General features: G+C 72.5%; 14 protein-coding genes. 4 read left to right on the forward strand and 10 right to left on the reverse strand.

Annotation, left to right across the window (positions count from 1 at the left end):
• Window positions 1-300: 300 nt before the first annotated feature.
• The 3 genes from ABZU69_RS00760 to ABZU69_RS00770 form a co-directional block, all read right to left on the reverse strand.
• Complete coding sequence (locus ABZU69_RS00760; protein ID WP_354962316.1) at window positions 301-1,293, reverse strand: hypothetical protein; 993 nt, start codon at window positions 1,291-1,293, stop codon at window positions 301-303.
• A gap of 219 nt (window positions 1,294-1,512) precedes the next feature.
• Window positions 1,513-1,878, reverse strand: a complete 366-nt coding sequence (locus tag ABZU69_RS00765) for a barstar family protein (protein WP_354962318.1) — start codon at window positions 1,876-1,878, stop codon at window positions 1,513-1,515.
• Window positions 1,879-1,949: 71 nt separating this feature from the next.
• Window positions 1,950-2,399 carry a ribonuclease domain-containing protein gene (locus tag ABZU69_RS00770; protein ID WP_354962319.1) on the reverse strand — a complete coding sequence of 150 codons (450 nt, stop codon included), beginning with the start codon at window positions 2,397-2,399 and terminating at the stop codon, window positions 1,950-1,952.
• Window positions 2,400-2,642: 243 nt separating this feature from the next.
• On the opposite strand from ABZU69_RS00770, the gene ABZU69_RS00775 reads away from it, so the two are divergent.
• Window positions 2,643-3,470 carry a hypothetical protein gene (locus ABZU69_RS00775; protein WP_354962320.1) on the forward strand — a complete coding sequence of 276 codons (828 nt, stop codon included), beginning with the start codon at window positions 2,643-2,645 and terminating at the stop codon, window positions 3,468-3,470.
• Window positions 3,471-3,592: 122 nt separating this feature from the next.
• Here ABZU69_RS00775 and ABZU69_RS00780 read toward each other — a convergent pair whose 3' ends face one another.
• The 6 genes from ABZU69_RS00780 to ABZU69_RS00805 all read right to left on the reverse strand — a co-directional run bounded on the left by ABZU69_RS00780 (window position 3,593) and on the right by ABZU69_RS00805 (window position 8,743).
• Window positions 3,593-4,159 carry a hypothetical protein gene (locus ABZU69_RS00780; RefSeq protein WP_354962321.1) on the reverse strand — a complete coding sequence of 189 codons (567 nt, stop codon included), beginning with the start codon at window positions 4,157-4,159 and terminating at the stop codon, window positions 3,593-3,595.
• 65 nt (window positions 4,160-4,224) lie between these two features.
• Window positions 4,225-4,512: a transcriptional regulator gene (locus ABZU69_RS00785; protein WP_354962322.1), complete on the reverse strand. Its 288-nt coding sequence runs from the start codon at window positions 4,510-4,512 to the stop codon at window positions 4,225-4,227.
• Entirely contained in the window at window positions 4,509-4,985 is a 477-nt protein-coding gene (locus ABZU69_RS00790) for a hypothetical protein (RefSeq protein ID WP_354962323.1), read from the reverse strand. The genes ABZU69_RS00785 and ABZU69_RS00790 overlap by 4 nt, the downstream gene beginning before the upstream one ends.
• A gap of 67 nt (window positions 4,986-5,052) precedes the next feature.
• Window positions 5,053-6,000, reverse strand: coding sequence for a DUF559 domain-containing protein (locus tag ABZU69_RS00795; protein ID WP_354962324.1), 948 nt, complete (start codon window positions 5,998-6,000; stop codon window positions 5,053-5,055).
• Window positions 6,001-6,188: 188 nt separating this feature from the next.
• Window positions 6,189-7,814 carry an anibiotic ABC transporter gene (locus ABZU69_RS00800; RefSeq protein ID WP_354962325.1) on the reverse strand — a complete coding sequence of 542 codons (1,626 nt, stop codon included), beginning with the start codon at window positions 7,812-7,814 and terminating at the stop codon, window positions 6,189-6,191.
• Window positions 7,811-8,743, reverse strand: coding sequence for an ABC transporter ATP-binding protein (locus ABZU69_RS00805; protein ID WP_354962326.1), 933 nt, complete (start codon window positions 8,741-8,743; stop codon window positions 7,811-7,813). Before ABZU69_RS00805 ends, ABZU69_RS00800 begins: the two co-directional genes overlap by 4 nt.
• 111 nt (window positions 8,744-8,854) lie before the next feature.
• Between ABZU69_RS00805 and ABZU69_RS00810 the strand changes: the two genes are divergently transcribed.
• Window positions 8,855-9,637 (forward strand): TetR family transcriptional regulator, encoded by a 783-nt coding sequence (locus ABZU69_RS00810; protein WP_354962327.1) that lies wholly within the window; start codon window positions 8,855-8,857, stop codon window positions 9,635-9,637.
• Window positions 9,638-9,675: 38 nt separating this feature from the next.
• Here the strand turns inward: ABZU69_RS00810 and ABZU69_RS00815 are convergent, their stop codons facing one another.
• The gene (locus tag ABZU69_RS00815; protein ID WP_354962328.1) at window positions 9,676-11,469 is read right to left on the reverse strand and encodes an ABC transporter ATP-binding protein; all 1,794 of its coding nucleotides are present in this window, start codon (window positions 11,467-11,469) and stop codon (window positions 9,676-9,678) included.
• 82 nt (window positions 11,470-11,551) lie between these two features.
• On the opposite strand from ABZU69_RS00815, the gene ABZU69_RS00820 reads away from it, so the two are divergent.
• Together ABZU69_RS00820 and ABZU69_RS00825 are read left to right on the forward strand one after the other, a co-directional pair.
• Window positions 11,552-11,980, forward strand: coding sequence for a MarR family winged helix-turn-helix transcriptional regulator (locus ABZU69_RS00820; protein ID WP_354962329.1), 429 nt, complete (start codon window positions 11,552-11,554; stop codon window positions 11,978-11,980).
• 199 nt (window positions 11,981-12,179) lie between these two features.
• Window positions 12,180-13,964 (forward strand): N-acetylglutaminylglutamine amidotransferase, encoded by a 1,785-nt coding sequence (locus tag ABZU69_RS00825; RefSeq protein WP_354962330.1) that lies wholly within the window; start codon window positions 12,180-12,182, stop codon window positions 13,962-13,964.
• Window positions 13,965-13,977 lie beyond the last annotated feature (13 nt).

A 13,977-nucleotide genomic window follows, 5' to 3' on the forward strand; every position in this document is an offset into this window, starting at 1 on the left:
GGCGTCTCCGACGTCGGCGCGCACCTGGGCCTCCTTCATGATGGCGAGGACCTGCTCGGTCGGCGCTTCGGCCAGCTTGCCGAGCGTGCTGATCCCGGCGCGGGCCAGCGCCGCCCGGGCGTCTTGCCCACCACGGCGATGACGCCCGGCGAGCGCTGGGCCAGCGGCGCCGGTGGCGGCACGATCCGGACCTCGATGAACGGGAATGCTGCTGTCGGTGCCACGGGTCCTCCCGGACGGAGTTGCTGCTGCGGTCGGTAGGCGGCTCCCGGCCGCTGCGGCGTCCTGCGGCCGGGAGTCTCAGGTGTTCACGGCGGCCAGTCCGATGCCACTGCGGGCGAGCCACTGGCCGGCCCGCGCGAACCGGGCGGCCCGCCGCTGCGCGTCGGTGCCGCTGTCGCCGCCGGGCCAGCCGTCGTCGTCGAACGTCTCGATGGGAACCACCCAGACGGCGACGACCCGGTGCCGCCGCCGGACGGCGTCCGGGGCGGGCACGTCCAGCCCCAACTCCTCGGCGCGCGCCCGCACCAGGCGGGTCTCGACGAGCAGGTCGGCCAGGGAGAAGCCCCGGTCGCGGACCAGTACGGCGGCGGCGAACGGCAGCGGGCGCGGGGTCGGTGGGGCGGCCGGCGGGGCCGCGTAGCGCAGCTTGACCGTGGCGCCGGCGGCCTGACCGCGCATCCGCGCCACCAGGTCACCGGCGTTGGCGGCGCCCACGCCGGCGAGCAGCCGGTCCAGGTGCACGTCGGTGAACGCGGCGGGCTGGTGCAGCCCGGCCCGCAGCCGGGTCACCAGCCGGGTCCGGCGCTCGGTCTCCAGCTGCGCCGGGTCGGCCGGCAGCGCGCCAAGGTCGGCGATGATCTGCGGGTCGACGTCGAAGGCGGGAACCGCGACGTCGAGGTCCTCGACCCGGTCCCGGGCGGCGCTGGTCCGCACCACGAGGCTGCCCCGCCAGAGCGCGTCGATGCGCAGCGCCGAGCCACCGAGACCGTGCAGGCTTACCCGCAGCTCGGTCCGGGTGGTGCCGCCGGAGCCCAGCCACTCCCCCTCGGCCAGGGTGACCGGGGCGGCGGCGAAACCGAGGGTCAGCTCGTCGAAGACCGCCGCGTACGGAGGCCCGACCGGCATCGCCTCGGTGTCGTACGCGGCCTCCACCAGGTGGGCCAGCGACGCGTCGTCGAAGACCGCGGCGCGGGTGCCCGGATCGGCCAACCGCACCAGCACCCCGTCGACGAAGTCCACCGCACCGGCCTCCCCGCTGCCCGCGCCGGTGCACAGTGCCCGGCTCGGCACGAGGATCGCGAAGGGCGCGTCACCCGACCGTCACCGCCACCGTCGCGCCCCGGAGCGACCCCGACTGTCGGGATGTACGCAGCCGCACAGCGGGGCGGCGTGACCGGGCCGCGGTGTTGCCGAGAAGCGTTATGACTCAGAGTCATTCTTATACCTCTGAGTCATAACGCTCGTTGGGCCATACGCACCCCGACCCGGCCGCCCTCCGTGAGGTGGTGGTCAGGAGAGCGAGGCTTCGTGCAGGACGACGCGTAGCGGATGCGGTGCGGTGGTGGCGACGTCGCCGAGAACGGCGAGCAGCAGGGCGTACTGGCCGGCCGGCTCGTCGGCGAGCAGCTGGCCGGCGTCGTTGATCAACAGGGTGAGCGGGCCGGCGTCCAGCCGGTCCCGGAGCACATCGGCGAGGGCGTCCCAGGTGCTGCCCAGGTGGGCCGGCAGGGCCAGCGCGTCGGTCAACGCGGCGAAGAACGCGGGCCGGGTCCGGCTCGCCCCACCGGCCAGCACCGACGCGCCGGGTACCTCCGGGGCGCCGCCCCGGCACACGGTCAGCCAATCGGGCGTCCGACCACCGTCCTGGTCGACCATCTCCCGTACCTCCTGATCTGGCCTGAGCTGACGGCGGGACCGGCCGCGGTGACCAGCCGGCCCCGGGTCGGTCAGAGCCGGTAGAAGTCGGTGTAGTGGTTGGGCGAGAACCAGGTGACCCCAGTGCTGCGGTTCACCACGATCCGGTACGCGTCCCGGGCGGCGCCCTGGGTCCGCGGGTACACGTCGTACTCGTAATAGGTGGCGTTGGTGGGCAGTTGACCCTCGTAGTTGTAGAACCGGCCGCCGGCGAAGTTGGATTTGCCGCCACTCCAGGAATACCAGGCGCGGATGGTCGGGAAGCCCTTGGCGGACCATCCCGAACGGGCGGTACGGGCATCCGCGCAGCGGCTGATGGTGCAGGAGCTGTAGACCGCCGCCGAGGCGGAGTCGGTCAGTTGGGGGGCCACCACGGACGGGCCGACCAGAGCGGCCGCGACCATGGCGAGGAGCAGGGCGAGGGTGGTGGTACGCCGGCGGATCGCGCCGAGCGTGGCCAGCGGGGACACGAGGGTGGACACAGGCTGCCTCCAGACCATCCGATCCATCGATCCGCATCACTGTCGGATCGGAACCAGTCTCATCGTTGACAGTCCCCCGGCAACAGTCCTCGGCGCGCAAACTGCTCCACAATGTTCGGTGAACCCCCGGGCAATCCGTCTTTTCGCTGGCGCAGCGGTGCGGGCTCGTGGCGGCGTGGCGGCGGACATATCGGTCACGGGTTGTTAGCGTGAGATGGAGATCCGTGACGATGGAGGGGTGGCATGACGGACGCCCCCGACGGGACGCCGAAGCCCGCGGATCGGTGGCGACAATGGGGTACCCGCGGGCTGATCGTCACCCGGGACGCGAGCGTCACCGGTTGGCGCTGGTGGACGCGGACCTGGGACCGACTGGTCGCCGCGCTCCAGGACGAGGCGCCCGTGGGGCCCGGCGCAGCAACGGCGCCATCCGGCCCGCTCGTCGAGCAGCGCCACGTGCCGCGGCTGATCGCGGTTCCAGCCCGCGGGTACGTGTACTCCTTCTACGTCCGCGCCACCTTCGCCTGGTCGTCGCCGAAGAGCCTGCGGGCCGAGGTGCTGAGCTGGTACGTGCGGTACTTCCAGCCGAACGCGATCCAGCGGCTGACCCGGCTCGCCGCCGACGCTGCCCGGGACCTGGCGCCGAACCGGGCAGGAGACCTCGAACTGGCATTGCAGCGGGCGCTCGCCGACGACCCTGTCTGGCGCTACCAGCGGGGCGACATCGTCATCACCTGCCAACCCGACGCATCCGTCCGGCTCGACGAGCGGATCATGCCGGCGCTCCAGCCGCACATCGACCGGCTGGTCAAACTCGAGTACCAGTTCGACGAGCAGCTTCGGCGGGCCCGATACGCCGAGGAGCTGAGCCGGCGCTGGGCGGAGATCCTGGCCCAACACGCCAACGTAACCGGCGACCAGGACTTCGCCGACGCCCGCGACCACATGCTCACCGCGCAGAAGGAGGCCGCACGCTGGATCAGCGAACTCCTTCACCACCGCTCCACACACCCCACCGACCCGATCCCCTCCCCCTTCATCCCACCCCAGCCGAACCGCCCCAGCCCCTGATCCGCCGCCCTTCCCGACCCTGACTGGCCCATCTCATCCCTCGGCCTTGCGTCCTCGGGGTGGCCTTGCCGGGCGCCATGACGCCGCCGCCTCGTCGACGGTGCAGCCAGTTGGCAGCCGTTTCAGGCGGCTCGGACGTCACGACCCGAGCTGCCAAGCAGTGCCTTCCGCAGTGCCGCTGACTGCTCCACCGATCCACCCCGGACGCCGAGACTCTGCCGGGCCGCCCGGTAGTAGCCGTCGCGGGCCTCGTTGACCCGGGTGAGCAGCTCGGAGATGTCCTGCGGCGCATCGACGATCCCCCTCGCGAGCCGTTCGACCTGCCAGACCGCGTCCCGCCAACCGGCGGCAGCGACGACCGTCGGCTCGTCGCCGAGCAGCAGCAGGTTCTCCCAGACGATCGTGCGTCGGGCGTCCGCCTCGGCCAGCCGAGCCAGGCCGTCCTCGCGGTCGATGGGGTGGCTGTGCGATCCCGGCCGGTGGTCGGCCGTCATCCGCAGCGCGATGGCGTGACTCTCCTTGATGGCGTGCGCGTAGTCAACGTACGCGTCCAGCCGCCGCTCGTCCCAGCGGACGCTCTGGCTCCGCCGCCACCGCGCCCGGTCGGCCAACGAGGTGGCGAGGATCGTGCCCAGGGTGCCGACCAGTACGCCGAGGAGCGCCGGAAGCTGCGTCAGAAGGGTGCCCACGCCGCCGAGGCTGCCAGCACGGAACAAGCCCCGCCAGCCCCTACCCGGTGTGCCGCACACGAACGCTATGCGTCGCCGATCAGTGCTCTCAGTGCCGCGCAGTGCTGTTCGTAGGCCTTCTGCCCGGCCTCGACTATCCGATAGGTGGTACTGCCCCCACGGCCACGACCGACCTTCGTCGAGGCGACATAACCAGCCGCCTCCAACGTTGACATCTGCTTGGACAGATCCGACTCAGTGATCTGCAGGTGGTCCTTCAGGAACCGGAACGAGACCGAAGGGGCGTTGGCCAGGACGGCCATGGCCGCTAGGCGCTTGGGCACGTGGATGATCGGGTCCAGTCCGTCGATCATCGCAGGCGTGCCCGCGTCCTGGCGGCAGCCGCGGCATACCGCCGCTCGTAGACGGCCAGGCCTACCGTCACGAGGACGAATGCCGCCCCGGCGGCAGCCGGGACGCCGACCAGCCACCAGACGAGCCCGACGACGAGAGTGACCACGGGTAGGGCAGCAACGTATTCGCGCCACACTGCGGCGATCTCGGTGGGCGGCGTTCCCTTGCCCGGCATCGGGAGCGCGCCGTGCCGACGCCGCATCCAGACGACGAACAGGGCCTCGACGGCGATCAGGACGGCGAGCGACGCCACGAACAGGACAGCATTCTCACGCCACCAGACGAACGTGCCGATCATGGCGGCGGCCCAGGCGCCAACGGAGGGCGCGTACCACCAGGGGGTGGGCGGATAGTTCACGTAGGGCGCGGCGGCACCGCGCTCGGCCGCTGTGAGCTGCTCCTCCACACCAATACTTTCCATGGCGGAAAGCATAGGCGAACACTTTCCACTTGTGCAAGTTATGGGTCCAACGCGCTGGCCGGCGCGGATGCCCGAGTCATCAGCCCCGGAAGATGCGGGTCGCGAGGATGGCCAAGGTTTCGCGGCGTACCGCGGCGACCTCGCGCACCAGGCGACGGTGGGCGAAGCGGACCACCAGGATCCCGGTGGTCGCCAGCAAGGCGTCCCGGCGCAGGTCGATCTCCCGCTGGTGGGGGTCGCCGTGGGTGGCGGCCCCGTCGAGTTCGATGTTGACCCGCTCCCGCTCGGCGAACATGTCGAGGTAGATGGTGCGTCGCCCGAGGCGCATGGGCACCTGTCGGCGGAACGCCGGCATGCCCGGGCCGGTGAAGACGTGCTCGTGCCCCCAGATCTCCAGCGGGCTGCGGCAGCCGTCGGCGAGCCTGGTCAGCAGCCTTCGCAGCGCTGCCCGATCGACCAGCTTCGGCGCACCATCCAGGGCCTCGGCCAACCGCTCGGGCGTGGTCAACCAATTGTTGACCGCCTGGATCACCGGTGCCCGCCGCTCGCTGTGCGGCAACGCCGGCCATGAGTCGATGAGGGCCTGCTCGAGCCGGGTGACCGTCAGTCCGCGTCGGATCACCACGTGCGGCGGGCTGATGACGAAATCCCGGCGCCGATGCACGACCAGTCCGGGTCGGGTGCGCAGGCTGGCGCTCGCCGGTGTGCTCAGGTGCACCAGGTCACCGACAGCCTGCGGGCACAGTCCCCACGCGCCCAGCGCGCTGAGATGACTGAGTGCGCCGCGGCCGTCAGCCCAGGCGAGAGCCGCACGCTGCCCCAGGGCAGGGTCGAGCCGACTCAGGGCAGGACCATCGGAGCGACCATCGACCAGGTGCACCGCCACGAAGACCTCGGGCAACACCCGCACCAGGTCACCGTTACGGCACGCCTGATCCAGCGTCCACTGTGGCACCACCTGCGTGGCCGCTCCACGCGTCACCAGCCCTGCGCCCAACTCCACCAGTTCCCGAAGCACCGAGTTCACGCCACGAACCGTGCAGCCCCACGCCAACCTCCCGCAACCAGTCACCCCTGCCCCTGTGCACACCCACCAACCTGTGGACGACGCCCCTCGCCGCTCGATTTCTGCTAGCCGCACCGATCGGTGGCAGCTCAGCGGGGAAGGCGTCGGCGTGTCGAGTTGCTCAGCTGCCAACGATCACGAAGAGCAGGTCAACTCGGGACGTCGCGGTGGCGGAAGGCGGCGACGCCGACGGCGAGCAGCGCCGCCGCCACCGCGGCGAGCACCACGAGAGGCAGCACCGCCGGGTCGACCGCGGGCACGGACGGCACATGGGTGTACGGCGAGACGTTGAGCGCGACCTGCGGCAGCTCCAGCACCGCGCCGAGCTGCCCCAGGAGTAGGAAGACCAGCAACGCCGTCCAGGAGAGCACCACCGACAGGCGGGGCAGCAGGCCGAAGAGCGCGGTCACCACCCCGGCCACCACGAGCAGGGCCGGCAGCCGCAGCAGCGCGGCACCACCCAGCGCGATGGCCTCGCCGAGCGGGTCGCCGGTGACCAGGCCGTAGCCGAGCCCGGTGGTCAGGCCGGCGAGCAGCAGCAGGGCGAGCGCGCCGAGCGCCGCGGCGAGGACCTGGGTGCCGAGCCATCGGGTACGGCTGACCGCCGTGGCGAGGGCGGCCTCCAGCACCCCGTCGGCTTCGTCGCCGCGTACCCGGAGCAGGGCCTGCACCACGTACGCCCCGATGGTCAGGGCGAAGAGCCCGAGCATCGCGGCCAGGTACGCGTCGACCAGGTCGGCTCCCCCGCCCATCGCGTTGATCGCCTCGGCGGCGGCCGGATTCTGCTCGATCATGGCGTTGAACTCGTCGGCGGCGACGCCCATCGAGACGCCGAGCACGGCGATGCCGACCGCCCAGCCGAGCAGGGTGCCGCGCTGCATCCGCCAGGCCAGCCCGGCCGGGCTGAGCAGCCACGCCGCACCGTTCGCGGGCTTGCGCCGGGGGGCGACCAGCCCGGCGCCCTGGTCCCGCTGCTCCGCGAGGGCGTACGCCAGCGCCACCCCGGCGAGCAGCAGCGCGACGGGCAGGGCGAGCACCCACCAGCGTTCCCCGCCGAAGGCCCGCACCTGGTTGCCCCAGCCGAGCGGGGAGAGCCAGGACGGCCAGGCGCTCTCCACCCGGGTGCCGTCGGCGCTGGTGTCGCCGAGCACGTCGCCGGCGGCGCGCAGCACGAAGGAGAGCCCGACGACGGCGGCGGCGAGCGCGTTGGCGCCCCGGGAGCTGACCGAGACCTGCGCGGTGACCGCGGCGACGCCGGTGAAGGCCACCCCGACGCCGCCGACCGCGCCGGCCGCCGCGACGGAACCGGCCAGCGGCAGACCTGCGCCGGTGAGGGCGACGGCGAGCAGCGCCGCGGCCGCCACGTTCGCCGCGACCACGACCAGCAGCGCGGCGGTGAGCGGCGCGTACCGGCCGACCACCGAGGCACCGAGCAGCTCGGCGCGCCCGGTCTCCTCGTTCTGCCGGGTGTGCCGGATCACCGCGAAGGTGCTCAGCAGCGCGATGATCAGGGCCAGCGTCACGTACGTCTCGGCGACCACCACCGCACCGACGTCGGTGCCGGCGATGGGGCCGTTGAAGGCCCGGGCGACCAGGCTGGACGCGGACGTGGCGGCGTAGCCCTGACGGGCCGCCTCGTCGGGGTAGATGCCGGCGACGCTGCCGGCGAGGGCATAGCCGAGCAGGGGCGTGCCGAGCACCCAGATCGCGAGGCGGATCCGGTCGCGGCGCAGCACGAGCCGGGCCAGCCGGCGGGTGCCGGTGAGGGCGGTCACCGGACACCGGCCTGCTGGACTTGCGCCGACTCGGGGTCGGCGGTGGCGCGGCCGTCGCCGTAGTGGCGCAGGAACAGCTGCTCCAGGGTGGGCGGGGTGCTCGTGAGGGCGCGGACGCCGAAGTGGATGAGCTGCCCGAGCAGCTGGTCGAGGTGCGCCGGCTCGACCTCCAGGTGGGTACGCCCGTCGACCTCGCGTACGTCGTGCACGCCGGGCAGCGCGTCCAGGCCGGTCACCGGGCGGGCCGTCTCGACGATCACCGCCGTGCGGGTGAGGTGGCGCAGCTCGGCCAGGCTGCCGGACTCGACGGTGCGACCCTCGCGGATGATGCTGACCCGGTCGCAGAGCGCCTCGACCTCGGCGAGCACGTGGCTGGAGAGCAGCACGGTGGCGCCGGCCTGCTTGATCCGCCGCACCTCGTCCTGGAACACCGCCTCCATGAGGGGGTCGAGGCCGGAGGTCGGCTCGTCGAGCACGTACAGCTCCACGTCGGAGGAGAACGCGGCGACGATGGCGACCTTCTGCCGGTTGCCCTTGGAGTACGTGCGGCACCCGCGGGTCGGGTCCAGATCGAAGCGTTGCAGCAGCTCGTCGCGGCGACGACGGTCGAGGCCGCCGCGCAGCTCGCCGAGCAGGTCGATCGCCTCCCCGCCGGAGAGGTTCGGCCAGAGGCTGACGTCGCCCGGCACGTACGCCAACCGGCGGTGCAGGCGCACCGCGTCGCGCCAGGGGTCGGCGCCGAGCACCCGCGCCTCGCCGGAGTCGCGGCGGAGCAGCCCGAGCAGGATCCGGATGGTGGTGGACTTCCCGGATCCGTTGGGCCCGAGGAAGCCGTGCACCTCCCCCGCCTCGACCCGCAGGTCGAGCCCGTCGAGTGCCCGGATGCCGCCGAACGTCTTGACCAGGTTGTCGATCGAGATGACGGGCATCGCCCCTCCAACTATTGGATGCGTCGACCGTCCCCACTGTACTGACCGTCGGTCAGCACAATCAACGGTGACGTCAGCCACCGGGTCAGGACGCCGGTTAGGCTGGCCGGCATGACCGCCGATCCCGCGGACGACACCCGCAGCCGGATCCTGCGCGCCGCGCTCGACCTCTTCGCCGAACACGGCTACCAGCGCACCTCGCTGCGGCAGATCGGCGAACGGCTGCGGTTGACCAAAGCCGCGATCCTGTACCACTTCCCGGCCAAGGAGCACCTGCTGGCGGCGCTGGTCGAGCCGCTGCTGGCCGACCTGGAGGCGCTGCTCGACGCGGCCCAGGCGCAGCCCACGGAGCAGGCCCGGTGGACGGTGCTGGAGGGCTGGGTGGACACCATGCTCGCCCACCGCCGGCCGCTCGGCATGCTCTTCCACGACATCGCGCTGGTCGGGCGGAACGACACGTACCACCGGTTGATGGGGATCGCGATGCGGGCCAACGACCTCATCGCCGGACCGGACGCCGGGCGCCGGGAGCGGGTCCGGGCGGTGCAGGCGGTCGCCACGTGCAGCGACCCGATCGTCTTCTTCACCGACGTGCCCGACGAGGTGCTGCGCGCCGACATGCTCGACGGCGTACGCCGCCTGCTGGCGGGGCCGGCGGCGGCCGCTGCGGTCCCGGCGGGCGCGGCCTCAGGGTCCGGGCGCTCGCCGGATGCGACCCTTGGCACCGACGCGGGTGACCGTCGGCGGAGACCGGGCCGGCCGCGGGCGATGGGCCGGGAGCAGGTCGAGGTGGCCCGGCGGATGCACGCGGCGGGCACCCACTCGGTGGACGCCATCGCCGCCGCCCTGGGCGTCTCGCGGGCCACCGTCTACCGCCACCTGGACGCCGAATAACGAGACGGTTTTAGCGACGGTTTCGAGACGGTTGTGAGTCAGGCGGCCAGGGTGGCGTAGCGGCCGTTGCGGTGCAGCAGGCTGTCGTGGGTGCCAGCCTCGACGATCCGCCCGTGGTCCAGCACCGCGATCTGGTCGGCGTCGCGCACTGTGGAGAGCCGGTGCGCGATGGTGATCGTGGTGCGCCCCTCGGCGAGCACGTCGAACGCCCGCTGCACGGCCCGTTCGGTTTCGGTGTCCAGCGCGCTGGTGGCCTCGTCGAGGACCAGGATGCGCGGGTCCCGCAGCAGCGTGCGGGCGATGGCCAGCCGCTGCTTCTCACCGCCGGAGAACCGGTGGCCGCGCGAGCCGACCACCGTGTCGTACCCGTCGGGAAGGCCGGCGATCAGGTCGTGGATCTGGGCGGCGCGGGCGGCGTCCTCGATGTCGGCGTCGGTGGCGTCCGGCCGGGCGTAACGCAGGTTCTCCCGGACGGTGGTGTGCAGCAGGTACGTCTCCTGGCTGACCACGCCGACGATGGCGGCCAGGTCGGCCAGGCGCAGGTCACGCAGGTCGACCCCGTCGACGGTGACCCGGCCGGCGGTCGGGTCGTGCAGCCGGCTGACCAGCCCGGCGAGGGTGCTCTTGCCGGAGCCGGTCTCGCCCACGAGGGCGAGGCTGGTGCCGGCGGGCACGTCCAGGGTGACCCCGGCGAGGGCGGCGGTGTCGCTACCCGGGTAGCCGAAGGTGACGTCCTCCAGGCGCAGGTGGCCGCGGACCCGGGCGGGGTCGAGTCGGACCGGCTCGGCCGGGTCGGCCACGTCGATCGGCAGGTCGAGGTATTCGAAGATGCGGGCGAACAGCGCCAGCGAGGCGGTCAGCGACACGCCCACGTTGAGCAGGCCCATCAGCGGCCGGAACAGGCCGCCCTGCAATGCGGTGAAGGCGACCAGGGTGCCGATGCTCAGCGTGCCGGCGGTGCCGGGCAGGCCGGCGGCGAGGTAGATGACCGCCGGTACGGCGGCGAAGATGATGCTCATCGAGGCCATCCGCCAGCGACCGGCCAGTTCGCTGCGCAGTTCCAGGTCGACCAGGCGGGCCGACGAGGCGGTGAACCGGTCGATCAGCGCGGGCCCGGTGCCGAGGGTCTTGGCCAGTTGGACGCCGCTGATCGACAGCCCCTCCTCCACGGTGACGTTGAGGTCGGCGAGCTCCCGCTGGCGCTGGGCGGTGATCTCCCGGCGCATGCGGGCGACCCGGCGGGTCAGCCAGATCGCCGGTGGCAGCACCACGAGGGAGACCAGGGAGAGCTGCCAGGAGAGCGCGACCATGGCGACGGCGGTGGCGATCACGGTGGTGAGGTTGGCCGCGACGGCGGTGGCGGTCGAGGTGACCACCGACTGCATGCCGCCGATGTCGTTGGTGATGCGGGACTGCACCTCGCCGGTGCGGGTCCGGGTGAAGAAGCCCAGCGACTGCCGCTGGAGGTGGCTGAAGACGTCGGTGCGCAGTCGGTGCATGATCTGCTGCCCGACTCGGGTGGAGATCCAGGTCTGGATGACGCCGAGGGCGGCGGTCACCGCGGCGACCGCGACCATGCCGAGGACCAGCCAGACCAGCAGGGTCACGTCGCCCTGCGGCAGGGCCCGGTCGATGACGGCACGCAGCAGGAACGGGGTGGCCATCGCGATGATCGAGGAGGCCACGATGATCGCGGTCACGGCGGCCAGCGCGGGCCGGTGGGCGGTGAAGAGCCGGCCGATGCGGCGCAGTGACACCTGGCGGGCCTGCGCCTTCTCGTCGGCGCTGACGGTGCGGTGGCCGCGGTCGCGGCCGGTGGGGGTGGATTCCAAGGGGCACTGCCTCTCGTCGGGAATATTGCTGAGGTTACCTCATCATGAGGTAGCAACCGCATCCCCTGCTACCGTATTCCCCGTGACGGAGCGCACGGCGGACGGCGACGACGAGAGCCTGGCGGAGACGTTCTGGGCGGTGGCCGGGCGACTGCGTCGGCAGGCGCGGGAGTCGTTGGCGCCATGGGACGTCACCCCCAGCCAGTCCCGGGCGCTCGGGGTGCTGGCGCGGCACGGTGAGCTTCGCCCGGGCGCCATCGCCGAGCACCTGCGCATCGCGCCCCGCTCCGCCACCGAGGTCATCGACGACCTCCAGACCCGGGGGCTCGTCGAACGCCGGCCCGACCCGGCCGACCGGCGGGCGACCCTGGTCGCGCTCACCGGGGAGGGCAACCGGGTCAGCGCCGCCATCCGGGCCGCCCGCCGGGCCGAGGCCGACCGCTTCTTCGGCCACCTGGACGACGCCGATCGCGACCAGCTCGCCCGCATCCTGCGCACCCTGCTCGGCTGAGCTGCAAGGAAGGGCACCTTGTTAACGCCTGGTGTAGAGGAAGGGGCCCTTCCTAACAATGAAGCCGTGTTTGCCCACCCCGCGCCCGGGTAGCCAGCGCGGCCCGTCCGGTAGGCGGGACCGGCCACGACACGGTCGGGCGAGGTGACAGGAGGATGTCCGTGCCGCTGGTGTCCCATCTGACTCACCACCCCGCCTGATGTGCGGGATCAGCGGCGAGGCTCGGTTCGACGGCAGGCCGCCCGATGCGGCGGCGGTCACCCGGATGACCGAGGCGATGCGGTCACGCGGCCCGGACGGCGAGGGCCTGTTCACCGACGGCTGGGTGACGCTGGGGCACCGCCGGCTGACCATCATCGACCTGTCCGACGCGGGCGGCCAGCCGATGGTGCGCGAGGACCTGGGCCTGGCGCTGGTCTTCAACGGCTGCATCTACAACTATCCCGAGCTGCGCGAGGAATTGACCCACGCCGGGTACGCCTTCCACTCCACCAGCGACACCGAGGTGATCCTGGTGGCGTACGCGCACTGGGGTGACCGCTTCGTCGACCACCTGGTCGGCATGTTCGCGATCGGGCTGGTCGACCGGGCCCGGCGGCGGCTGGTGCTGGCCCGTGACCGGCTCGGCATCAAACCGCTCTACCTCGCCGAGACCCCCGGGCGGCTGCGGTTCGCCTCCACCCTGCCGGCGTTGCTGCGTGCCGGCGACGTGGACACCAGCGTCGACCCGGTGGCGCTGCACCACTACCTGTCCTGGCACTCCATCGTGCCCGCGCCACGGACCGTGCTGCGCGGCGTACGCAAGCTGCCGCCGGCCACCATGCGGGTGATCGAGGCGGACGGGCGCAACCGGGAGGAGGTGTACTGGCGGCCGGACTACGTGCGGGAGCCGGCCGACGCCGGCATGGACGCCGCCGACTGGCGGGCCGCCGTGGGGGACGCGCTGCGCACGGCGGTACGCCGGCGGTTGGTCGCCGACGTGCCGGTCGGGGTGCTGCTCTCCGGTGGGCTGGACTCCAGCCTCATCGTGGCGCTGCTCGCCGAGGCCGGCCAGCGGCACCTGCGCACGTTCAGCATCGGTTTCGACAGCCGCGGCGGCGAGTCCGGCGACGAGTTCCACTACTCCGACCTGGTGGCCCGCGCGTACGACACCGACCACGACCGGATCCGGCTGTCCAACGACGACCTGGTGCCCGCCGTGCGGCGCGCCGTTCAGGCGATGGCCGAGCCGATGGGCAGCCACGACGTCGTCGCCTTCCACCTGCTCTCCGAGCAGGTGGCCCAGCACGTGAAGGTGGCCCAGTCCGGGCAGGGCGCCGACGAGGTGTTCGCCGGCTACGGCTACCACCAGCCACTGACCGAGGCGCCCCGGCACGGCGCCGCCGAGACGTTCGCCACCGCGTTCTTCGACCGCGACCACGACGAGCTGCGCCGGATCGTCGGCCCGGCGTACGCGCTGGACCACGACGCCAGCCGCGACCTGCTGACCGAGCACCTCGCCGCCCCCGGTGCGCAGACCGCGCTGGACGCGGTGCTGCGCCTGGACACCCACCTGATGCTGCCGGACGACCCGGTCAAGCGGGTGGACAACATGAGCATGGCGTGGGGCCTGGAGGTGCGCACCCCCTTCCTCGACCAGGACCTGGTCACCCTGGCCGCGCACTGCCCGCCGGAGCACAAGGTGGCCCAGGGCGGCAAGGGCGTGCTCAAGGAGGTCGCGCGGGAGGTGGTGCCGGCCGAGGTCATCGACCGGCCGAAGGGCTACTTCCCGGTGCCGGCGCTGCGCAACGTGGACGGGCCGGTGCGGGAGCTGGTGGCCGAGGCGTTGCAGGCGCCGGCCGCGCGGGAGCGGGGGCTGTTCCGCCCGGAGTACGTGGCACGGCTGCTCGCCGAGCCGGACCGCGCCGAGGCTGCGGCCGGCAGCAACAAGCTGTGGCAGCTCGGGCTGCTGGAACTCTGGATCCAGACGCACGGCATCCGCTGAGCTGTCAGCCGGC

Origin of the sequence: Micromonospora sp. NPDC005206 (assembly GCF_040608175.1) — a bacterium.
Classification (GTDB): domain Bacteria; phylum Actinomycetota; class Actinomycetes; order Mycobacteriales; family Micromonosporaceae; genus Micromonospora.

Excerpts from the sequence above, each read along its gene's own strand:
- ABZU69_RS00790 (WP_354962323.1), bottom strand. The coding sequence starts at position 4,985 with ATGCTTTCCGCCATGGAAAGTATTGGTGTGGAGGAGCAGCTCACAGCG.
- ABZU69_RS00775 (WP_354962320.1), top strand. The coding sequence starts at position 2,643 with ATGACGGACGCCCCCGACGGGACGCCGAAGCCCGCGGATCGGTGGCGA.
- ABZU69_RS00825 (WP_354962330.1), top strand. The coding sequence starts at position 12,180 with ATGTGCGGGATCAGCGGCGAGGCTCGGTTCGACGGCAGGCCGCCCGAT.
- ABZU69_RS00765 (WP_354962318.1), bottom strand. The coding sequence starts at position 1,878 with ATGGTCGACCAGGACGGTGGTCGGACGCCCGATTGGCTGACCGTGTGC.
- ABZU69_RS00805 (WP_354962326.1), bottom strand. The coding sequence starts at position 8,743 with ATGCCCGTCATCTCGATCGACAACCTGGTCAAGACGTTCGGCGGCATC.
- ABZU69_RS00810 (WP_354962327.1), top strand. The coding sequence starts at position 8,855 with ATGACCGCCGATCCCGCGGACGACACCCGCAGCCGGATCCTGCGCGCC.
- ABZU69_RS00785 (WP_354962322.1), bottom strand. The coding sequence starts at position 4,512 with ATGATCGACGGACTGGACCCGATCATCCACGTGCCCAAGCGCCTAGCG.